17 protein-coding genes are annotated in these 21,203 nt (G+C 73.3%); 7 read left to right on the top strand and 10 right to left on the bottom strand.

Features of this window, described 5'->3' with window-relative positions; translation table 11 throughout:
• Window positions 1-6 precede the first annotated feature (6 nt).
• The gene (locus tag D1J63_RS01570; protein WP_125627383.1) at window positions 7-2,382 is read right to left on the bottom strand and encodes a glycosyl hydrolase family 65 protein; all 2,376 of its coding nucleotides are present in this window, start codon (window positions 2,380-2,382) and stop codon (window positions 7-9) included.
• Complete coding sequence (locus D1J63_RS01575; RefSeq protein ID WP_125627384.1) at window positions 2,379-4,769, bottom strand: phosphoketolase family protein; 2,391 nt, start codon at window positions 4,767-4,769, stop codon at window positions 2,379-2,381. The genes D1J63_RS01570 and D1J63_RS01575 overlap by 4 nt, the downstream gene beginning before the upstream one ends.
• A 428-nt stretch (window positions 4,770-5,197) precedes the next feature.
• Here D1J63_RS01575 and D1J63_RS01580 point away from each other — a divergent pair, with 428 nt between their 5' ends.
• Both D1J63_RS01580 and D1J63_RS01585 read left to right on the top strand, forming a co-directional pair.
• Window positions 5,198-6,580, top strand: a complete 1,383-nt coding sequence (locus D1J63_RS01580) for an MBL fold metallo-hydrolase (RefSeq protein ID WP_125627385.1) — start codon at window positions 5,198-5,200, stop codon at window positions 6,578-6,580.
• Complete coding sequence (locus D1J63_RS01585) at window positions 6,577-7,320, top strand: sulfite exporter TauE/SafE family protein (protein WP_125627386.1); 744 nt, start codon at window positions 6,577-6,579, stop codon at window positions 7,318-7,320. Before D1J63_RS01580 ends, D1J63_RS01585 begins: the two co-directional genes overlap by 4 nt.
• A 38-nt stretch (window positions 7,321-7,358) precedes the next feature.
• Here the strand turns inward: D1J63_RS01585 and D1J63_RS01590 are convergent, their stop codons facing one another.
• The gene (locus D1J63_RS01590) at window positions 7,359-7,637 is read right to left on the bottom strand and encodes a metal-sensitive transcriptional regulator (protein ID WP_003978241.1); all 279 of its coding nucleotides are present in this window, start codon (window positions 7,635-7,637) and stop codon (window positions 7,359-7,361) included.
• A gap of 108 nt (window positions 7,638-7,745) precedes the next feature.
• Here D1J63_RS01590 and D1J63_RS01595 point away from each other — a divergent pair, with 108 nt between their 5' ends.
• The 3 genes from D1J63_RS01595 (at window position 7,746) to D1J63_RS01605 (ending at window position 10,775) form a co-directional block, all read left to right on the top strand.
• Complete coding sequence (locus D1J63_RS01595; RefSeq protein WP_240798596.1) at window positions 7,746-8,354, top strand: rhodanese-like domain-containing protein; 609 nt, start codon at window positions 7,746-7,748, stop codon at window positions 8,352-8,354.
• A gap of 79 nt (window positions 8,355-8,433) precedes the next feature.
• Entirely contained in the window at window positions 8,434-9,111 is a 678-nt protein-coding gene (locus D1J63_RS01600) for a TetR/AcrR family transcriptional regulator (RefSeq protein ID WP_125627387.1), read from the top strand.
• A 92-nt stretch (window positions 9,112-9,203) separates the two neighbouring features.
• Window positions 9,204-10,775, top strand: coding sequence for an MDR family MFS transporter (locus tag D1J63_RS01605; protein ID WP_176156114.1), 1,572 nt, complete (start codon window positions 9,204-9,206; stop codon window positions 10,773-10,775).
• Window positions 10,776-10,858: 83 nt separating this feature from the next.
• Here D1J63_RS01605 and D1J63_RS01610 read toward each other — a convergent pair whose 3' ends face one another.
• The 7 genes from D1J63_RS01610 to D1J63_RS01640 all read right to left on the bottom strand — a co-directional run bounded on the left by D1J63_RS01610 (window position 10,859) and on the right by D1J63_RS01640 (window position 19,510).
• Window positions 10,859-11,863 (bottom strand): twin-arginine translocation signal domain-containing protein, encoded by a 1,005-nt coding sequence (locus D1J63_RS01610; RefSeq protein ID WP_125627388.1) that lies wholly within the window; start codon window positions 11,861-11,863, stop codon window positions 10,859-10,861.
• A 40-nt stretch (window positions 11,864-11,903) separates the two neighbouring features.
• Entirely contained in the window at window positions 11,904-13,184 is a 1,281-nt protein-coding gene (locus D1J63_RS01615; RefSeq protein WP_125627389.1) for a TRAP transporter large permease subunit, read from the bottom strand.
• A gap of 3 nt (window positions 13,185-13,187) precedes the next feature.
• Window positions 13,188-13,814 (bottom strand): hypothetical protein, encoded by a 627-nt coding sequence (locus D1J63_RS01620; RefSeq protein WP_125627390.1) that lies wholly within the window; start codon window positions 13,812-13,814, stop codon window positions 13,188-13,190.
• The gene (locus D1J63_RS01625) at window positions 13,811-15,940 is read right to left on the bottom strand and encodes a hydantoinase/oxoprolinase family protein (RefSeq protein ID WP_125627391.1); all 2,130 of its coding nucleotides are present in this window, start codon (window positions 15,938-15,940) and stop codon (window positions 13,811-13,813) included. Before D1J63_RS01625 ends, D1J63_RS01620 begins: the two co-directional genes overlap by 4 nt.
• Window positions 15,941-16,041: 101 nt before the next feature.
• On the bottom strand, window positions 16,042-17,640 hold the full coding sequence (locus tag D1J63_RS01630) for an FAD-dependent oxidoreductase (RefSeq protein ID WP_125627392.1): 1,599 nt from the start codon (window positions 17,638-17,640) through the stop codon (window positions 16,042-16,044).
• 48 nt (window positions 17,641-17,688) lie between these two features.
• Window positions 17,689-18,798, bottom strand: coding sequence for a LacI family DNA-binding transcriptional regulator (locus D1J63_RS01635; RefSeq protein ID WP_125627393.1), 1,110 nt, complete (start codon window positions 18,796-18,798; stop codon window positions 17,689-17,691).
• A 190-nt stretch (window positions 18,799-18,988) separates the two neighbouring features.
• Window positions 18,989-19,510 (bottom strand): N-acetyltransferase, encoded by a 522-nt coding sequence (locus D1J63_RS01640; protein WP_125627394.1) that lies wholly within the window; start codon window positions 19,508-19,510, stop codon window positions 18,989-18,991.
• 319 nt (window positions 19,511-19,829) lie between these two features.
• On the opposite strand from D1J63_RS01640, the gene D1J63_RS01650 reads away from it, so the two are divergent.
• Window positions 19,830-20,414 carry a sigma-70 family RNA polymerase sigma factor gene (locus tag D1J63_RS01650; RefSeq protein WP_125627395.1) on the top strand — a complete coding sequence of 195 codons (585 nt, stop codon included), beginning with the start codon at window positions 19,830-19,832 and terminating at the stop codon, window positions 20,412-20,414.
• Window positions 20,414-21,169 (top strand): anti-sigma factor, encoded by a 756-nt coding sequence (locus D1J63_RS01655; RefSeq protein WP_125627396.1) that lies wholly within the window; start codon window positions 20,414-20,416, stop codon window positions 21,167-21,169. The genes D1J63_RS01650 and D1J63_RS01655 overlap by 1 nt, the downstream gene beginning before the upstream one ends.
• The last annotated feature ends 34 nt before the right edge of the window (window positions 21,170-21,203 follow it).

Consider the following 21,203-nt stretch of genomic DNA (forward strand, 5'->3'; position numbering starts at 1 on the left):
GCCCGGTCAGTCCGGCAGCACCAGCCGGCAGGTGTCCCCCGGCTGGAGACGCACCTCGCGGTCCGGCAGCCGGACGTCGATCGGCAGCGGTCCGGCCGCGGGCACGGCGATCTCCAGCCGGCCGTGCTCCAGCCGGAACCGCACGCCCCAGTGGCCCTGGTAGCGCACGGAGAACCCGTACGACGACAGCTCCGGCAGCGGCACCGGGTCCAGCCACAGGGCGCCCGCGCGGGTCTCCAGGCCGGTCAGCCCGCGCTGGACCAGGTCGAGGGTGCCCGCCATGGCGCCGAGGTGGATGCCCTCGCCCGTGGTGCCGCCCTGGAGGTCGGCGACGTCGCCCTTGAGCGCCTCCTGGAAGTAGTCCCAGGCCTCGGCGCGGCGGGCGCGGGCCAGGATCCAGCCGTGGACGAGTCCACTGAGGGTGGATCCGTGGCTGGTGCGGGCCAGGTAGTGGTCGACGGTGCGCTGCCAGGTCTCCTCGTCCAGGCGGTACCCCAGGCGGCCGAAGAGGGCGCGCAGTTCGGCCGGGGAGAACAGGTAGCCCAGCATGAGGACGTCGGCCTGTTTGGACGCCTGGTAGTTGTTGACGCTGTCGTTCTCGGCCTCCAGCACGCGGTCGAGGCGCCGGATGTCGCCGTACCGCTCCCGGTAGCCCGACCAGTCGAGTTCGGCGAGGTCGCCGTACCCCTCGAACTGGCTGACGACGCCCTCGTGGAAGGGGACGTGGAGGGTGCGGGAGACGCTGTCCCACTGTTCCAGTTCCGCGTCGTCCAGCGCGGTGCGCTCGACGAGTTCGCGGCGGCGGGGCTCGGGCAGGCCGTCGAGGACCTCGAGAGTGCGGGACAGCACCCAGGCGGCGGTGACGTTGGTGTACGCGTTGTCGTCGAGACCGGGCCGGTCGGCGCCGGGGTAGGCCTCGTGGTACTCGTCGGGGCCGACGACGCCTCGGATGCGGTACCGGCCCAACTGCTCGTCCCAGGTGGCCGAGTCGGCCCAGAAGCGCGCGATCTGCAGCAGCATCTCGGCGCCCTTGGTGTGCAGGAACTCGGCGTCGCCGCTGGCCTCGCAGTACTGCCAGACGTTGTACGCGACGGCGGAGCCCACGTGGTACTGGAGGTGGGAGTGGTCGGGGAGCCAGCGGCCCGAGCGGGGGTTCAGGTGGAGTTGCTGGGTCTCCTCGCGGCCGTCGCTGCCGCTCTGCCAGGGGTAGAGCGCGCCCCGCCCGCCGATCGCGCGGGCCGCGGAGCGGGCCTTCTCCAGGCGGCGGTGCCGGTAGTGCAGCAGGGCCCGCGACACCTCGGGGAAGTGCAGGTTCAGGTAGGGCAGGACGAACAGCTCGTCCCAGAAGACGTGGCCGCGGTAGGCCTCCCCGTGCAGTCCGCGCGCCGGTACGCCCACGTCGAGGTCGGCCGTGTGCGGGGAGAGGGTCTGGAGCACGTGGAAGAGGTGCAGGCGCAGGATGCTGCCCGCCTCGCCGGGCACCTCCAGTTCGGCGCGGCGCCACAGCTGCCCCCAGGCGGTGCGGTGGGTGACCAGCAGGTCGTCGAAGCCGGGGGCTTCGGCCACCCGGTCGACGGCGGCCTGGAGCGGGTCGCTGATCGCCGGGTCGCGCGAGGTGTGCAGGGCCACGACCTTGTCGACGGTGGCGGTGCGGCCCGGTGCCACGTGCAGGACGGTGCGCTGGGTGACGCACAGATGCTCCCGCGCCGCGGTGACCGGCGCGTCGGCGGTGGTACGGGCGGCCATCCCGATCCGGGTGTCCGAGGTGCGGGTCCGGCAGCGCAGCCACACGGTGTCCTCGTCGGCGTTTCCGGTGTGCACGTGGGTGAGGTGGTGGCCGTCCAGGTCCCGGTAGCGCGGCACCCCGCAGTTGGTGACGCCCCCGTCGAGGGCAGCCGCCACCTCCAGGTCGACCGGACCGCCCTCGACCGTGAACTCGGTGCGCAGGGCGGCGAGGTGGGGATCGGCCATGTGCACGAGGCGCAACTGACGCACGTAGAGCGCGCGTTCCCCGCCGAGCGCGAAACCGGTGCGGCGCTCCAGCACGCCCGAGTCCAGGTGCACGGTCTGGCGGTGGTCGAGCACCTCGGCGGTGTCGGGCGTGAGCCAGTCTTCCCCGGCGGCCCTGAAGCGCAGCGGCAGCCAGTTGGGCAGGTTGACCATGTCCTCGTTCTCGACCTCGCGCCCCGCGACGGTGGAGGTGAGCCGGTTGTAGCAGCCGGCGACGTAGGTGCCCGGATAGTGCACGTCGTCGGCGGCGCACTCGGGCAGCGCGCCGCGGGTGGCGAAGTAGCCGTTGCCGAGGGTGCACAGGGACTCGCGCAGCCGTTCCTCCGCGGCGTCGTAGTGTTCGTAGTCCCACGTCGTCGGGGTCGCGGTCACCGCGCGCCGTCCCAGGTCCAGTCGGCGACCTCGGGCAGGTCCACGCCGTGCTCGCGGATCCAGTCGTGGTGCCGCAGCCGGGCGTCCTCCATGCGCTGCCGTACGGCGGCGGCGCGGACGGCGAGGCCGGGCACGCGGTCGATGACGTCCATGACCAGGCGGTAGCGGTCCAGGTCGTTGCCGACGACCATGTCGAACGGTGTGGTGGTGCTCCCGATCTCCTTGTAGCCGCGCACGTGCAGATGGGCGTGGCCGGTGCGCCGGTAGGCGAGCCGGTGGATGAGCCAGGGGTAGCCGTGGTAGGCGAAGATCACCGGTTTGTCGGCGGTGAACAGGCCGTCGTACTCGAAGTCGCTCATGCCGTGCGGGTGTTCGCCGCTGGGCAGCAGGCGGGCGATGTCGACGACGTTCACCACGCGCAGGACGAGTCCGGGCAGGTGGCGGCGGACGAGCTGGGCGGCGGCCAGCACCTCCTGGGTCGGGACGTCTCCCGCGCAGGCGAGCACCACGTCGGGTTCGCGGCTGCCGTCCTCGGTGCCGGCCCACTCCCAGATGCCGGCGCCGCGCGCGCAGTGCACGCGGGCCTCCTCCATGGACAGCCAGTCGAAGCAGGGCTGCTTGCCGGCGACGATCACGTTGACGTAGTCGCGGCTGCGCAGGGCGTGGTCGGCGACGGAGAGCAGGGTGTTGGCGTCCGGCGGCAGGTAGACCCGCACGGCTTCGGGGCTCTTGTTGAGGATGTGGTCGACGAAGCCGGGATCCTGGTGGGAGAAGCCGTTGTGGTCCTGTCGCCACACGTGGGAGGTGAGCAGGTAGTTGAGGGAGGCGATGGGCGCACGCCAGGGCAGGCGGCGGGTGACGCGCAGCCATTTGACGTGCTGGTTGACCATCGAGTCGACGATGTGGACGAAGGCCTCGTAGCAGGAGAACAGCCCGTGCCGGCCGGTGAGCAGGTAGCCCTCCAGCCAGCCCTGGCAGGTGTGTTCGGACAGGATCTCCATGACGCGGCCGTGCCGGTCCAGGTTCTCGTCGACGGGCAGCGTCTGTTCCTGCCAGGCCTTGCCGCTGGCGTCGTAGACGGCCTGGAGGCGGTTGGAGGCGGTCTCGTCGGGGCCGACGAGACGGAAGTCGCGGCGGTCGGCGGTGGCGTCCATGACGTCCCGCAGGAGCTCGCCGAGGACCCGGGTGGGCTCGTGCATGCTCGCGCCGGGCGCGTCGACGGGCACGGCGTACTTCTCCAGGGCGGGCAGGGGCAGGTCGCGCAGGAGGAGGCCGCCGTTGGCGAAGGGGGTGGCGCCGAGGCGGCGGTGCCCCTCGGGAACGGCGGCGAGGACGGCGGGCCGCGGGGCCCCGGCGTCGTCGAACAGTTCCTCGGGGCGGTAGGAGCGCAGCCACTGCTCCAGCTGCGCCAGGTGCTCCGGATTGGTGCGTACGGCGGACAGGGGCACCTGGTGGGCGCGCCAGGTGTTCTCCACGGGCAGTCCGTCGACCTCGGCGGGGCCGGTCCAGCCCTTGGGCGTGCGCAGGACGATCATGGGCCAGCGGGGGCGGCCGGTGGCGCCCTCCTCGCGGGCGGCCCGCTGGATCGCGGCGATGCGGTCGAGGGCGGTGTCCATGGCGCGGGCCGTCGCGCGGTGGACGGCGGCGGGTTCGTCGCCGGTGACGTGGATCGGATCGTGTCCACAGCCGCGCAGCAGTTCGTCGAGCTCGGTCTCGGGGAGGCGGGCGAGGACCGTCGGGTTGGCGATCTTGTAGCCGTTGAGGTGCAGGATCGGCAGGACGGCGCCGTCGTGCACCGGGTCGAGGAACTTGTTGGAGTGCCAGGACGTCGCCAGCGGGCCGGTCTCCGCCTCTCCGTCGCCGATCACGCAGGCGACCGTCAGGTCCGGGTGGTCGAAGGCCGCGCCGTAGGCGTGCGAGAGCGCGTAGCCCAGTTCGCCGCCCTCGTGGATGGAGCCCGGCGTCTCGGGTGCGACGTGGCTCGGTACGCCGCCGGGGAACGAGAACTGCTTGAAGAGCAGGGCCATGCCGGCCGCGTCCCGGGTGATGTCCGGATAGGTCTCGGTGTACGAGCCCTCCAGCCACGCGTTGGCCAGGACGGCGGGACCGCCGTGGCCGGGGCCCCAGACACACAGGGCGTCGAGGTCACGCGCCTTGATCACCCGGTTGAGGTGGGTGTGGACCAGGTTGAGGCCGGGTGAGGTGCCCCAGTGCCCGAGCAGCCGGGGCTTGACGTGCTCGGGGCGCAGGGGTTCGGCCAGCAGTGGGTTGGCCATCAGGTAGATCTGGCCGACGGACAGGTAGTTCGCGGCGCGCCAGTGGGCGTCCAGGCCGGCGAGCTCCTCCTCGGAGAGTTCGGTGGGCGCCTGCTGCGTGTCGACGGACATCGGTGGTCCTTCCGTGTCGGGACAGCCGGTCGGGGCGCGCGGGCACGGGGTGCCCGTGCACATCCCAACCCTGCGCCGACCGGGCGGGTACCCGAGAGGACCGTTCGGGTCACGTCGTGTGCCGAACGGGTCACGGGGCGCCGGTGCCGGGGGGAGCCTGACGACGGTGCGTGACGAGAAGAGCACGGTCGTCACCGGCGCCGACCCCGGTGTCGACCGTGCTGGTGCACCGGATACCCCAACTTCAGTTCCGCACACAGGAGTTGCCCAGATTCTGCGGCAGCGCCCGCAACGGTGGCGTTCTGGACCCGCGAAGCCGTCGATCCTCGCTCAAGAATACCCCCGTGGGTATATCTGTTACGGTGGCCGGGAGAGATACCCCCGGGGGTAATTCGGAGGGTAATTCGGAAGCGGAAGGAGAGAGCGCAGTGTTCTTTGTCGACGTCCTGGAGACCGAGGGACTGGGCAACCGCAGCTACCTGGCGGGCGGTCCCCGCTCGGCCGTGGTCGTGGACCCGCCGCGGGACATCGACCGCGTCGTCGCCGCGGCCGCCCGGCGCGGGGTGCGGATCACCGCCGTCGCCGAGACCCACGTGCACAACGACTACGTCACCGGCGGCCTGGAGCTGGCCCGCCTCACCGGCGCGCGCTATCTGGTGCCGGCCGGGGCCGAGGTGGCGTACGCGCGGGTGGCGGTGGCGGACGGTGACGTGGAGCCGGTCGACGCGGGACTGGAGCTGCGCGCGGTGGCCACGCCGGGCCACACGCCGCACCACACCTCGTACGTCCTCAAGGAGGCGGGGCGGGCCGTGGCCGCCTTCACCGGCGGTTCGCTGCTGATCGGCACCGTGGGCCGGCCCGACCTCGTGGAGCCGCGGCTGACCGAGGAGCTGGCCCGCGCGCAGCACGCCTCCGTACACCGTCTCGCGGGTCAGCTCGAGGACGGCGTGAGCGTGCTGCCCACGCACGGCTTCGGCAGCTTCTGCTCGTCCTCCGCCTCCGGCGGCGAGCACAGCACCATCGGCGCCGAGAAGGCCGCCAACCCGGCGCTCGTCCAGGACGTGGAGACCTTCGTCCGGGAGCTGCTGGCGGGGCTGGACGACGTGCCCGCCTACTACGCCCACATGGCGCCGGTGAACACCGAAGGACCCGCCCCCCTGGATCTCACCGCGCCCCGGCGGGCCGACGCGGAGGAGATAGCCCGGCGCCTGGCCGCCGGCGAGTGGGTCGTGGACCTGCGCTCCCGGGTGGCCTTCGCCGCCGGCCATGTCGCCGGGTCGGTCAACTTCGAGGTCGACGGTCAGCTCGCGACCTATCTGGCCTGGATGATCCCGTGGGGCAGGCCGGTGACGCTGCTCGCGCACAGTGCGGACGACCTGGCCCGCGCCCAGCGCGAACTGGCCCGGGTGGGCATCGACCGCCCGGCCGCGGCGGCGGTGGGCGAGCCGTCCGACTGGGTCGCGGACGGGGACCGGCCGGCCTCGTTCCGCCGCGCCACGTTCGCCGAGCTGGCCGCGGCGCGGCGGGACGGCGCGGACGTGGTGGTCCTCGACGTGCGCCGGGACGCCGAGCGCGCCCACGGGTGGATCGGGGGCAGCGTGCACGTACCCGTCCACGAGCTGCACCGGCGCCTGGCCGAGGTGCCGCGGGGCACGGTGTGGGTGCACTGCGCGGGCGGGATGCGCGCGGCGGTCGCCGCGTCCGTGCTGGACGCCGCCGGCCGCGAGGTCGTCGCGGTCGACGACGGTTTCGCCGCGGCGGCCGGGGCCGGTCTGCCGCTCGTGACACCCTCGGACGACACCGCCGCATGACGCCGCTGATCCTCGCCCTGATCGCCGGCGCCGTGGCCGGCGTGTCCCTGGGCGCGCTGGGGGCGGGCGGCAGCATCCTCACCGTGCCCGCGCTCATCTACCTGCTCGGTTTCACCCCGGCGGCGGCGACCACCGCCAGCCTGGTCGTCGTGATCGTCACGTCGGTCACCGCGCTGGTGGCGCACGCCCGGGCGGGGACGGTGCGGTGGCGGGCCGGGCTGCTGTTCGCGGCGGCGGGTGTGCTGCCGGCCGCCGTGGCCGGGGCCCTGTCGGCACGGGTGCCGGAGGCGGTGCTGACCGTGCTGTTCGCGGCCCTGGCGGCACTGGCCGGCCTGCACATGCTGCGCCGGCGTACGCCGCCGGAGAACGGCACCGTGTCGGGGACGCGCGCGGCCGGAGCCGGGGCCGGTCTCGGCGCGGTCACCGGGTTCCTCGGGGTCGGCGGCGGCTTCCTGGCGGTGCCCGCCCTGGTGACGGTGCTGGCGGTGCCGATGAGCGCGGCGGTGGGCACGAGCCTGCTGGTGGTGTCCGCCAACGCGCTGGTGGCCCTCGCCGGCCGGGCGCACAGCGCCGTGCACCTGGATCTCGGGCTGCTCCTGCCGTTCCTGGCCACCGCCGTCCTCGGGGCCTGGGACGGCAGGCGGCTGGCCACGAAGGTCTCCGCGGCGACACTGCGGCGCGTCTTCGGTGCCGTGCTGCTCGCCGTGGCCGTGGCGATGGGCGCGACGGCGGTCCTGTGATCCGCCGCCCCGCCCGGGCGCGTCAGGCCAGGGACGCGTCAGGCCAGGGACAGGAAGAGCTTCTCCAGCCGGGCCCGCATCTGCGCCGAGTCCCGCACCTCCGGGTCGTCACTGGTCATGCACTGCTGCAGTCCCGTGGCGATGATCGAGAAGCCGGCCCGGTCCAGGGCCCGGGAGACGGCGGCGAGCTGGGTGACCACGTCCTCGCAGTCGCGGCCCTCCTCGATCATCCGGATGACTCCCGCGAGCTGTCCCTGGGCGCGCCGCAGCCGGTTCAGCGCCGACTTCAGTTCGTCGGCCGACATGTCGAGTTCCACGCTTCTGACCCTCCTCCGTCCGATGTCCAACTGATCACTGTCGATCCCCACATACCCCCGCGGGTATCCTACCGCGCGGGGGGACAGCAACGAGAAAGGTTTCCGTACGTGAGCACCCCCATCGAACCGGCCACCCCCGTGGCCGCCGCCACCGTGACCGCCGTGACCCCCGGGCAGGCGGCGGTCCGCCTGGGCGAGTTCACCGTCGTCGACGTCCGTTCCGCGGGCGAGTACGCCGGCGGGCACCTGCCCGGCGCGCACAACATTCCGCTGGAGCGCCTCGACGAGGCCGCCGACGCCCTCGGGGCGGCCGCCGCACGGAGGCCGCTGCTGCTGGTGTGCGCCTCCGGCAACCGGTCCGCCAAGGGCTGCGCGCGCCTTGCGGGGCGGGGCGTGGAGGCGGCCACGCTCGAGGGCGGCACCAGCGCCTGGGCGGCGGCCGGTCACCCCGTCGAGCGTCCGGCCGGGGCGCGCGCTCCGTGGCCCATGGACCGGCAGGTGCGCCTCGCCGCCGGATCGCTCGTCGCCGCCGGCTTCGTGGCGGGACGGTTCTGGCGCCCCGCGCACTGGCTGTCCGGCGCGATAGGCGCGGGACTGGTCTTCTCCGGGGTGACCAACACCTGCGGCATGGCCGCGGTCCTCGCCCGGCTGCCGCACAACCGCCCCGCCGGGGACGCCGTCCCCTTCGAGGAGACCTTGGCACGACTGGCAGCCTGAGACACGGCTGCGACGGCGGGCGCCGATCCCTCACCGAGGGGTCGGCGCCAATTTTGCATGCTGTGCATCTTTGCATACCATGCAACTTATGTCGGAGAAGGGTGCCGCCGGGGGCGGTCTGCGGGAGCGGAAGAAGCGGGCCACGCGTGCCGCTCTGGCCGAGGCCGCGGTACGGCTCGCCGCCGAACACGGGGCGGAGAAGGTCACCGTCGAGGCGATCAGCGCCGCGGCCGGGGTGTCGGTGCGTACCTTCTTCAACTACTTCGACAGCCGCGACGACGCCTTCGTGGTGGTCGACGCCGACGCGGGCGCGCGCATGCGGCGTGCCGTCCTCGACGCACCGGCCGAACTGTCCCCGCTGGAGGCCCTGCGCGAGGCCATGGCGGCGGAGCTGGCCGAGGCGGAACAGCAGCACGAACTGTGGCGGCTGCACGCCAAGGTCCTGCACGCCTCGCCGCATCTCCTGGCGCGCGGCGTCGGGGCCCACATGGCGGCCGAGGCGGACCTGGCCGACGCCATCGCCGAACGCCTGCGCGGGATCGGCGGCACGAGCGGCCCGGGTTCCGGAGCCGGGCCGGGGTCCGTGACCGGCCCCGGGTCGGGGCTCTACCCGCGGCTGCTGGCCGCGGTGGCGGGCGCCGCGGTGCGCACCAGCATGGACCACTGGTCCGCCCACCAGGAGGAAGCCGCCTTCCTCGACGTCTTCCACGAGGTGTTCACCCTCCTCGCCGCCGGTCTTCCGGCACCCTCCGCGTAGCCTCCGCGCCGGGCTCGCGACCCAACAGGACCTGAACCGAAAGAGATTCCGTGACCGCTACCGAGGCGCCCGCCGACGCGCCGCCCACCTCCATGAACCACCGGCAGATACTCCAGGCGATGTCGGGCCTGATGGCCGGCATGTTCGTCGCGATCCTGGCCGGCACGGTCGTGGCCAACGCGCTGCCCACGATCATCGCCGACCTGGGCGCCAGCCAGTCGTCCTACACGTGGGTCGTCACCTCCGAACTCCTGGCGATGACCGCGACGGTGCCCCTGTGGGGCAAGCTGTCCGACCTCTTCAACAAGAAGCTGCTGCTCCAGCTGTCGCTGAGCATGTTCGTGGTCGGCTCGCTGCTGGCCGGCTTCTCGCACGGCGTCGGTCTGCTGATCTTCAGCCGGGTCGTGCAGGGCATCGGCGCGGGCGGTCTGACCGCTCTCGCGCAGGTCGTGATGGCCTCCGTCATCCCGCCGCGCCAACTGGGCAAGTACGCCGGCATCTTCGGTGCCGTCTTCGCGGTGGGCACCGTGGCCGGACCGCTGGTCGGCGGCGTCCTGGTGGACACCTCGTGGCTGGGCTGGCGCTGGTGCTTCTTCATCGGCGTCCCGTTCGCGCTGCTCGCCATCGCCCTGCTGCAGCGCACCCTGCGCCTGCCCACCGTCAAGCGCGAGGTGCGCATCGACTGGCTCGGCGCCCTCCTGATCGTCGCCGGTGTGTGCGCGCTGCTCATCTGGGTGTCGCTGGCCGGCAACGAGTTCGACTGGGCGTCCTGGCAGACCGCCGCCCTGACGGTCGGCGGCGTCCTGCTGCTGGTGGCGGCGGTGTTCGTCGAGGCCCGCACCGCCGAGCCGGTCATTCCGCTCGGCATCTTCAGGAACCGCACGGTCACCCTGACCACGGTCGCCAGCCTCCTGGTCGGTGTCGCCATGTTCGGCGGGACCGTCTTCCTCTCGCAGTACTTCCAGATCTCCCTGGGCAAGTCGCCGACCGTCGCCGGTCTGATGAGCCTGCCGATGATCCTCGGCCTGCTGGTCTCGTCCACCGTCGCGGGACAGGTGATCAGCCGGACCGGCAAGTGGAAGCGGTACCTGGTGGCGGGCGCGTTGATCATGGCCGTCGGCCTCGCGCTGCTGGCCACGATCGACGCGAAGACCCACTTCGGCCTGCTCAGCCTCTACATGGCCGTCCTGGGTGTCGGCGTCGGCATGCTGATGCAGAACCTGGTGCTGGCCGCCCAGAACGACGTGCCCGCCGCCGACCTGGGCGCCGCGACCTCCGTGCTGTCGTTCTTCCGCAGCATGGGCGGCACCATCGGCGTCAGCGTCCTCGGCGCGATCCTCGCCAACCGGGTCGCCAGTGAGATGACCAAGGGCCTCAGCGCAGCCGGCATCGCCGTGCCGGGTGGTGGCGGCTCGGGCGAGGGCAGCGTCCCGGACATGTCCACGCTGCCCGGCCCGATGCGGACGATCGTCGAGCACGCCTACGCCGTCGCCACGGCCGACCTGTTCCTGATCGCCACGCCGTTCGCGGTGCTCGCGCTGGTCGCCGTCGTCTTCATCAAGGAGAAGCCGCTGAAGACCACCAGTGGCATGGAGCGTCTGGCCGAGGAGTCCGGCGAGGGCCCCACGGCGCCGGCCGGCAAGGACCCGGCGCCCGTCGCCTGAGGCACCGGTCGAGCAGACAGCGGGGCCGCCCGTCCGATCCGGACGTGCGGCCCCGCTGCCGTGTGCGGCGGCGTACCCGGGGGTCAGCCGCGGGCCATGGCGATCGAACCCGCCAGCCGCTCCCCCGCCTCGTAGATCATGTACGGGACGCCGCGGTCGGTGCCGAAGGACGGGGAGGCCGCACGGCCGTTCTCCGGTGCCGAGGAGCGGGAGTTGTAGAAGACCCCGAGGTGGTCGCGTCGGGAGAAGTCGTTGCCGACCTCGGTGATCATCAGGTCGCCGCCGCTCTCCTTGTCCTTGTTGTAGACGACGTACGTGCTGTTGTTCCGGTGCAGCAGGTGCGGGCCGCCGACGTTGACCGCGCCGACGTCGCCGTGGCGCACCAGGGGCTCTTGTGCGAACGTCCAGGTGCGGCCGTCGGCGGACCAGCCCCAGCCGATGTCACGGTGGTTGGTGGTGTTGTTGACCATGAAGACCATGACGTAGTGCGCGCCGCGCGAGGGCAGTTCGTGCGGGAAGACCCGCGCGTAGGAGGTCTCGGTGGTGCCGGACGGCAGCATCGAGGTGTTCAGCACGACCTTGTCGTAGGTGAAGTGGATGCCGTCGGTGGAGCGGGCGAGCCTGGTCGTGGTGTTCTCGCCGTGGAAGTAGAGCCACATCTCCTTCCGCCCGGCGTGCCACATCACGTGCGGCGAGGAGACGTGGCTGACCGAGTAGTGCGGGGACCACTTGTTGGAGACGATCGGGTTGTGCGGGTATTCCGTGAAGGGGCCCTCCAGCGAGTCGCCGTAGGCCAGGCAGATGCCGCCGGGGGCGTCGTGCGGGGCGTAGTAGAGGTAGTAGCGGCCGAGCCGGCCGCTCGCGGGCAGCCGGTCGTAGACGCCGCGGACGGTCGGGAAGATGATCTCGCCGGTGGGGTTGTAGGCGAGCTTGGACGGCGTCAGCAGGGTGCGGACGTAGGTGTAGTCGGGGAAGCCGCCGGGTGCGGCGGAGGCGGTGGGCGCGGCGGTGGCGCCCAGGGCGAGGGCGGCGCCGGTGACGGCCGTGCCCTTCAGGAACAGACGGCGGTCGAGGTGCGGCTCGTGCATGTCGACTCCTGGGTGAGGGGGTGTCACGCGTACGGATGTGTCACAGGTACAGGGCGGCGGTGACGCACATCCCGCCGAGGGCGACCAGCCACACGTAGGGCAGGGTGCGGACCATGACCTGCTGCGGGCCGACGCCCGCGTACTGCGCGGCCCACACGGTCTGGGTGCTGGTCGGGTCGGCGACGCCGAAGACCTGGTTGTACGAGGTGGCCATGCCGAGGACGGCGACGGCCGGGTAGATGCCGGTGGCGATGAGGACGCCCGCGATGCCCGCGCCGAGCCCGAACACGTTGAGCGGGCCGCGGTACAGGCACAGCGGCACCAGCGCGGTGAAGACGATGACGAACAGCACCGGGTTCTGCGGGCTGACCGCCTTCATCAGCGGCTCCAGCGCGTCCACCGCGCCGGGGAGTTTGACGGCCGCGAGCAGGATGCCGATCGCCACGAACAGGGCGAGCGGCGGCGCGGCCACCTCGAAGCCGCCGTACAGGGTGCGCAGCAGCCGCTTGTTCATCTCGCCGGGCCGGGTGGTGGTGACCAGCGCGTAGAGCACACCGGCCAGCATCGAGGGGATGATGGCCACTTCCAGGCCGAGGGCCAGGACCAGCGGGATCACGGGGGCGAGCAGCGCGTACCAGGGCGCGTCCCCGAGCCGTTCGCGGCGCGAGGGCGGGCGCGCGGAGACCGACTTGAGCGACCAGGCGTGCTCGGTGCCGCGCCGCCGGTTCTCGATGACGACGTAGGCGACCGCGGCGACCAGGGCGAAGGGGAACAGCTTCACCATGAAGCCGCGGACGGTGTCGACCGGCAGGTCGAGCGCGGTGGAGAAGAACTGCCAGACGGGCAGCTCGAAGGGGACGCCGACCGCGATGCCCATCAGCACCGTGCCCGCGGCGGTCACCTTGGGCACGCCGACCGCGACCATCGCGGGGATGCCGATGATCCCGGCCAGCATCGCGGCCGGCGCGGAGCCGGTCACGGTGCCGACGAGTGCGGAGACCGCGAGGACACCGAGGGCGACCACGGTGGGCCGGTCGCCGCCGAACTCGACGATCTTGCGGACGAGGGTGCCGGCGATGCCGGTCTCGTCGAGCAGCTTGCCGAGCCAGGAGCCCAGGATGATGGCGACCATCGTCGCCGCGAGCGCCGGGGCGCCCTCCTGGAGCACCGTGTCCAGGACGCTGTTCTTGCCGGTCAGGGGCGCGCCGGAGAGGAAGGCGATGACCACGGCCAGCAGCACCAGCGCGAAGGCGGTGGGGAGCTTGCGGGTGAGCATCGCGGCGACGCCGGCCGCCATGACGAGGAGGATGACGACACCCATGGGTCAGTTCTCTCTTCTTGCGTCACGTGCGGGTGGTGGGGTGGTCCCGGGAGCCGTCCCGGACTCGGTCTCGGCGGCCAGGGCCGCGGTCAGCAGCAGGGGGCTGCGGCCGAGTCCGCAGACGGTGCGGGCGTAGGCGTGCGCGGCCACTTCCTCGGCGCCGGCGACGTGGCCGGGTACCTGCAGTCGCCCCAGGCGCAGGGCGCTGTGGCCGAGGGCGCGCTTCAGGGCGGCCTTCGCGGGGCCGTGGTGGAGGTGGACGTGCACCGCCTCGTGGGCGAGGGCGGCCGCCCGCACGGAGCCGGGCGGGTACCAGTCGCGCCAGCCGCGGGCGTCGACGACCCGTTCGGCGAGGTCGACCGTGTCGGTGTACAGCTCGACGGTGGGCGGTCTGGAGGTGTACCGGGCGAGCAGCCCGAGTTCCAGTCCGCCGTCGCGCTCCACGATCCGCGCCCGGCACGCGACGGGTGCCAGGGCGGAGCCGAACGCGTCGGCTGCCCGCGCCCACCGGCGCAGCAGCTCCGGCTCGCGGTGCTCGTGGGTCGGGGTGGCGGCCAGCAGCCGCACCGCCCACCCGATGTCGTCGGTGGCGGCGAGGTCGGCCGCCACCGGGACCCGTGACCCGCTCATTCGCGCACCTCCAGTACGGCGACCACCGGTTCGTCGGCGGCGCGGGAGCGCAGTTCGCTGCGGGCGAGGGCGAGCAGCGGCTGCGGGTCGAGGACGCCGGAGAGGTCGGCGATACGGGAGCCGAGCAGCAGCCGTACGGCGGGGGCGCGGACGCCTCCGTCGCCGTAGGAGGTGTGTTCGGCGACCAGCTTGGCCAGCACCTCGGGGGCGGCGGCGACGGTGGTCGCCTCGACCCGGGCGTCCGGCGCGTGGTGGCGGACGACCCCGTCGGCGTCGACCACCCGCACCGGGTGGCGGACGGGCCGGAAGCGGCGGTGGACCTCGGTGCCGTACACGGTGTGGGCGGGCGTGCCCGCGAGGAGGTGCACCTTCGACGGGTCGGTCTTGAGGCTGGCGGCGGCCAGCCGCAGGCGCTCGGCGTCGTCGGCGCGGTGGGCCCGGTCCTGGGTACGCAGTTCGGTGGCGCCGGTGGCGATGGCGCGTACGACGTTGGTCTGCGGGTCGACGGTGACCTCGACCTCGACGCCGTCGGCGGCAGCGCCCTGTGCGACCACCGCCCGCTCCGCCTCGGCGCGCACGGCGAGGATCTGCTCCTGGGTGGCGCCCGGCACGATCCGCTCGACCTGTTCGCGGACCAGGGCGAGGGCGACGCCGATGGGGCTGATGACCTCGTTGTGCTGTGCGATGCGGCCGGTCATGTCGGTGCGGGCGGCCAGGTGCGGGGTGACCGAGGCGGCGCCGCCGCCCCCGCCGACCAGGACGGCGGTGTCGGTGTCCAGCCGGTATTCGCGTACGAGGTCGTCCACGACGGACTTCACCTGGTCGGTGCCGGCGTCCAGGAGCCGGGTGGCGGCGGTGTCCACGTCGGTGCCGAGGGCGGCGGCGAGCGGGGCCAGCGCGGCGCGGGCGGTGTCGGGGTCGGCGTGGGCGAAGTCTCCCTCGGGGATCCGGCCGAGCGCGTTGGCGGCGCAGGTCATGGTGAGGGCGAACCGGCCGCCGGCCGCGTCCAGGACGGCGTAGTCGGCGGGGTCGCCGGGCAGCGGGCTGATGGTGGTCAGCCTGGCGTCCCGCAGGTCGGCCGGGTCGGCGTAACAGGCGTACGGCAGCCCGGCGATGTGCGCGCTGCGCGGTCCGGTGCCGGTGACCCGGCCGCCGGAGACCCGCACCATGGAGCCGCCGCCGACGCCGACGGTGCGCACGTCCAGGGCGTTGAGGTAGGAGGTCCGCCCGAGCAGCACGGCGTGCCGTACCGCGACCTTGCCGCGCTTGACGACGCTGATGTCGGTGGAGGTGCCGCCGGTCTCCAGGAACACGCCCTCGCTGACGCGTTCCTGCATGAGCGCGCCGGCGACCCCGGCGGCCGGCCCGGACAGCACGGTCAGCAGGGGCCTGCGGCGCATCTCGTCCAGGGACATCACTCCCCCGTCGCAGCGCATCACCATGAGCGGCGCGGTGACACCGGCCTTGGTGATGGAGGCGTCGACGAGGTCGGCGGTGGCCAGCATGCGCGGCAGGATCGCCGCGTTGACGACGGCGGTGCGGGTGCGCTTGCGCAGCCCGTACAGGGAGGTGATCTCGTGCGCGGCGGTGGTCGGCAGCCCGGTGGCGCGGGCCGCGTCGGCGACCGCCTCCTCGCCCTCGGGCCGGTCGACGCCGAAGGGCTCGCTGGCGACCAGGGCCTGGGCTCCGGCGGCGGTGAGCTGTTCGACGGCGGCCCGTACGGCGGGGGCGTCCTCGGGGTCGGGCACGTGGGCGTAGCGCAGCGGGAGCCGTTTGCCGGGGGTCAGTTCGAGCTTGGCGAGGGTGGCGAGCCTGCGGGTGAAGTACGTACCGCCGCCGGTGCCGATGCCGAGCAGGCCGACGGTGGCGACGTCGCCCTCCAGAAGGGCGTTGGTAGCCTGGGTCGTGCCGTGTGCCAGGAAGGCCACGTCGGCGGGCTCGTGTCCGGTCTGCTTCAGCAGCCGGTCCAGGGCCTCGACGATGCCGTGTGCGACACCGTCCTCGTGATGGTGGCTCGTGGGGACCTTCACCTGGCCCACGAGCCGGAGCGTCGTGGCGTCGACCGCCACGGCGTCGGTGAAGGTTCCGCCCACGTCGATGCCGACGCGGATGCGGTGGGTGGTCATGTCCGGGCACCTCCTTGTGCTGGGTCGGTCCGCACGCGGGCGGTCACCGGGCGGGGCAGGTGGTGCTGCCCCGCCCGAACTCGCGTCGCGCGCGGGGTCGTTCAGTAGCCCCTGACGTCGGGCCAGTGACGCTGTACGCCGTCGCGGTCGAGCACCGCGGCGAACTCCTCGAACCGCTTGTCCTCGGCCTGCACCCGGTGCGGCTCGACGTCCTCGGCGAGGCAGTGGGCGGCGAGGGCGCCGGCGACCTCGCCGACGTTCCACTCCACCGGGTGCAGGCGGTAGCAGCCGTTGGTGATGTGGGTGGTGCCGAGGTTCTTGCCGGCCGGCAGCAGGTTGCGCACCCGGCGCGGGACGAGCGCGCCGAGCGGAATCTCGAAGGGGACGGAGCCGATGTCGACGTAGCCGTCGCCGCCGGTGGAGGGGTGCAGGTCGATGCGGTAGTTGCCGACGCCCACGGAGTCGCGATGGCGGGTGCGGCCGTACGGGCCGAGCAGGTCGATGGAGACGTCGTGCTCGGTGACGGTGGTGACGGCCTTGATCCGGCGGGACTCGCGGACGTAGGCCGCCTTGGCGAGGCCGTCGGCGGTGCCGGTCACGTCGGGGCGAAGCCGCAGTCCCGGGAAGCCGGTGCCGCCGTCGGTGCGGGGCGCCTCGGTCTGCAGCCAGTACAGCACCGACAGGGACAACTGCCGTGCCTCGCGCAGGGCTTCGGTCTCCTGGCCGATGTAGGGCTTGAGCCAGTAGTCGTTGAGGGGCCAGTTGACGAGGGTGATGTCGGAGTCGAAGGCGCCCTCGGTGTGCAGCTTGCGGGCGAGGATGCGGCGGAAGCCCCACAGTTCCTTGTCGCCGGCGTCCGCGCTCTGGTCGGCGCTGACGGCCAGCGGGTCGAGGTCGGGGTTGGGTTCGAAGGTGCGCGGCACCGGTTCCAGGGTGCGCGGGTCGGGGGCCTCGAAGCCGAGCAGCGGTCCCGGCCAGAATTCGGGCTTGTAGTCGCGCCAGAAGCCGTAGTCGGCGGGGCGGTCGATGGTGTGGTCCTCGCCCTCGTGGTGGGAGAGGGCGAAGCAGACGGTGATGCCCTGCTGGTTGCCCGGCTGGGCCCGGTCGGGGGCGTGCGGTTCGTCGAACTCGGCGCGGGACTCGGCACCGTTGACGTGCTCGACGCCGGCGAGGTGGAGCAGTTCGCCGGTCTCGGTGGCGTCCAGGACGTAGCGGGCGGGGACGGTGCGGCGGGTGCCGTCGCGGAGGTCCTCCAGGGTGACGGCGCGTACGACATCGTTGTCGGTCTCGGCGGCCACCGGCCGGTGCTCGGTGAGGACGGTGAGCCGCCCGGCCGCCCGGTGCGGGGCGAGCATGCCCTCCAGGACGGCGAGGGCGACGCGCGGCTCGTGGCAGAGCTTGCTGACCCGGCCGGCGCCGGGGTTGAGGTCGGTGAGGGCGGCGGCCTCGGCGCGCAGCGGGTACCACTGGCGGTAGTACTGGCGGATGCCCTCGCGCAGGCGCCGGTAGGTGGCGGTGGTGCCGAACTGTTCGACCCACGGGTGCTCGTCGGGCGGTACGGCCTGGCTGGTGAGCTGGCCGCCGATCCAGTCCGTCTCCTCGGTCAGGACGACGCTGCGGCCGGCCCGGCAGGCGGCGAGCGCCGCGGCGACGCCGCCGAGGCCGCCGCCGACGACGAGGATGTCGGGTTCCGGTATCACGCTGTTGCTCCTTGGGTGGTGCGGTCGGTGCGGTGGGGTGCGGTCGGTTCAGGGGGCGGTCGGTGGCCCCGCGGTCGCGCCGGGTCTGAAGGCGCAGGCGACGAGGGTGCCCTCGGCGGGCCCGCCCGCGATACGGGCGGCGAGCAGCCGTACCGCCTCGGCGCCCAGCGCGGGGCGCGGGATGTCGAAGCCCATCGGCGCGGGTTCGTCCGCGAGGTCGGCGGGCGGACTGCCGAGCAGCGCGAGCGACACCTCGCCGGGGCAGTCCAGACCGGCTTCGTCCACGGCGGCACGCAGGGTCCGCCAGGCGGCGCCGGTGTCGGTCTCCTCGGCGACGAAGGCGGTGACGCCGTCGGCCACCCAGGCACGCACCCGGTCGGCGGTGAGGTCGCCGCGCGGGTCGCCGCAGCGGAACACGGCCTCGGGGCCGGCGGGCAAACGGTTGTCGGCGAGCCCGGCGAGAAAGCCGCGTTCGCGGTCGGTGGAGGCGGGCGCGTCGTCGTCCTCGCGGACGAGGAGGACGCGCCGGTGGCCGAGTCCGGCGAGCGCGGTGACGACCTCGCGGCTGGCGCTGACGTAGTCGGCACCCACCCAGGCGAGGCCCTCCGGTTCGTCGCGCCGGCCGACGTGGACGACGGGGAAGTCGTCGGCGACCAGTCGGCGCAGTTCGTCCGCGGGGGCGTGGCGGCCGAGGAAGAGGCAGCCGTCCGCGAGCCGTACCCGGTTGAGCGCGCCCGCTCCCCCGGCGCCCGCTCCCCCGGTGCTCGACCCGGTGAACAGCACCAGGTCGTAGCCCTGCGCGGCGGCTTCCTGCTCCACGCCGACGAGGAACGGGTAGTACGAGTGCCGGACGTCGGTCGGGAAGGTCGCGGTGAAGCTGAAGACGCCGAGCAGGTTGTTGCGGGCGGCGGCGAGGCGGCTGGCGGCGGGGTCGGGGACGTAGCCGAGGCGGTGGGCGGCGTCCAGGACCTTCGCGCGGGTCTCCGCCGAGATCGGCCGGCCCGTCGCGATGTCGCGTCCGGACAGCACCAGGGACACCGTCGCCTGCGAGACACCGGCGAGCACGGCCACCTCCGCCTGCCTCGGCCGGGCCCGGCGGCCGGCCGGCGCGGGGGCCCTCCCCGGCCTGGCCCGCCCTGCGGCTTCCTTCGCCACCACCACTCCTCTCCATCGCTTCGTCGCTTCGTCGCTTCGTCGCTTCGTCGCTTCGTCGTGAGCTGTTAATGCGCATTACCTAATGCGCATTAACGAGTAATGTGAAGGACCGCGGGCGTCGGGTCAAGGGGTTGCGCAGAAGAAATGCCGGGTGGCGGCGGAAGAGGCTCCCGCCGCCACCCGGCGGGTCGGATCAGATGCCGAACGGCGCCGCGTACCGAACGGTGCCCGCGGGCAGCGGGTGGGCGGCGTCCAGGGTGAGGGCCATCAGGGCCTCGTCCGGCACGTCGATGGTCAGCCCGATGCCGTGGGCGGAGGCCCGGCCGAAGCCGAAGCGGGGGTAGTACTCCGGGTGCCCGAGGACGACGACGTGGTGTTCGCCGAGGCGCTCGGCGGCGACGAGCGCGGCCCGTACGGCGGCCGCGCCGGCACCGGTCCTCTGGTGCTCGGGCCGCACGGCGACGGGTGCCAGGCACAGCGCCGGGCTGTCCCCGATGTGGCAGCGGGTCAGCAGGGCGTACCCCACGGGCCGGTCGGTGTCGTCCACCGCGACGAGGGACAGCCCCTCGATCCATGCCCCGGCGTCGGCGCGCAGCGCGTCGACGAGGGCGGCTTCCTCCGGGGTGGGGAAGGCCGCCCGGACGATGTCACGGATGACGGGGACGTCGGCGCCGGTCTCGGCGCGGGTGTTCCAGGAAGAACGGGAAAAGGACATGGCGGAATCGGAATCCGTTTCTGAGGTTGCGTTCGTGGGAGGCGGGGTCAGGCCGCCGCTCGGGACGCGAGGGAGGCCGCGAGGGACATCCGGGCATCGCGAAGGACGGCGTCGAGCACGGTCATCAACCTCACCTCCCTGTCCTTCCGCTCCCCTGGAGCCCGATCGAACGCGAACGGCACCCACTCTACCCGTGCGAGGGTGTGCGTCGGGCGGGTTCACCGCGACTCGGTCCGGCCCATGACCAATCCGCGGGCGGCGCGGCCCCGGATTACGCGGGGACATCCCCACCTCGTCGCGTTCTTTTGGAGCAACCCTCGTGAAGGAAGCCGTACACATCGGCAGAAATCCATCCGCCCGGCCAGATCTGCAACAGCTGATCCGTGAGGTGGCCCTCGGCGACCAGGACTCCTTCGCGGTCGTGTACGACGCGGTGGCGGGGTCCGTGCTCGGGGTCGCCCGGGCGGTGCTGCGCGACCAGGCCCAGTCGGAGGAGGTGGCGCAGGAGGTGCTGGTGGAGGTGTGGCGCACGGCGCCCCGCTACCGGCCGGAGCGCGGCACGGTGGTCAACTGGATCCTGACCCTGGCCCACCGCCGGGCCGTCGACCGGGTGCGGTCGGTGGAGGCCGCCGCGGCCCGGGACCACAGGGCCGCCCTGCTCGACCGGACGCCCGAGTACGACGAGGTGACCGAGCAGGTCGAGACCCGGCTGGAGCGGGAGCAGGTGCGGCGCTGTCTGCGCACCCTGACCGAGATCCAGCGCCAGTCCGTCACCCTCGCCTACTACCGCGGCCTGACCTACCGGCAGGTGGCCGAGGCGCTCGCGCTGCCGCTCGGCACGGTCAAGACACGGCTGCGCGACGGTCTCATCCGGCTCCGTGACTGCCTGGGGGTGAGCGCGTGATGCGCACCGAGGACCTGCACAGCCTGACGGGTGCCTACGCCCTGCACGCCCTGTCCGACGACGAGCGGGCCGCCTTCGAGCGCCATCTGGCGGACTGCGGCGAATGCGACCGGGAGACCAGGGAGTTCGCCGCCGCCACGGCCCGGCTGGGGCTGGCCGCGACGGTCGTGCCCGGCAGCGCGCTCAGGGAACGGGTACTGCACCGCGTCACCACCGTGCGCCAGGTCCCGCCGGGCGGCGGCACCGTGGAGAAGCCCGCGCGCCGCGTCGTGCCCCGGGGGCGCGGACTGGCCCGCTGGGCGCTGGCCGCCTGTCTGGCCGCGGCGGTGGGGCTCGGCGGCACGGCGGTGTGGCAGTACGAGCGGGCGCAGGACGCCGGGCAGCGGGCCGCGCGGGCCGAGCGGCGGGCCGAGACCCTCGCCGGGGTGCTGGCCGCGCCGGACGCCGAGTCCCGTACGGCACGGCTGGCCGACGGGGCGAGCGGGACGCTGGTCGTCTCCGAGCGTCAGGACCGGGCGGTCTTCCTGGCCTCGGGCATGGCGGAACCGCCGCGCGGCAAGGTCTACCAGCTCTGGTTCGACGACCAGGGCACGATGCGCCCGGCCGGTCTGATGGACCCCGGCGACACCAGCCAGGCGGTGCTGATGGAGGGCGCCGTCGACGGTGCGGCGGGCGTGGGCATCACGGTCGAGCCGGCCGGCGGCTCGAAGCAGCCGACCTCGGACCCCATCGCGCTGCTGGGCATGCCGGCCTGACCGGGGTGGGGGCCGCGGCCCTCACCCCCTGCCG

Source organism: Streptomyces sp. KPB2 (genome assembly GCF_003950055.1).
Taxonomy (GTDB): Bacteria; Actinomycetota; Actinomycetes; order Streptomycetales; family Streptomycetaceae; genus Streptomyces; species Streptomyces salinarius.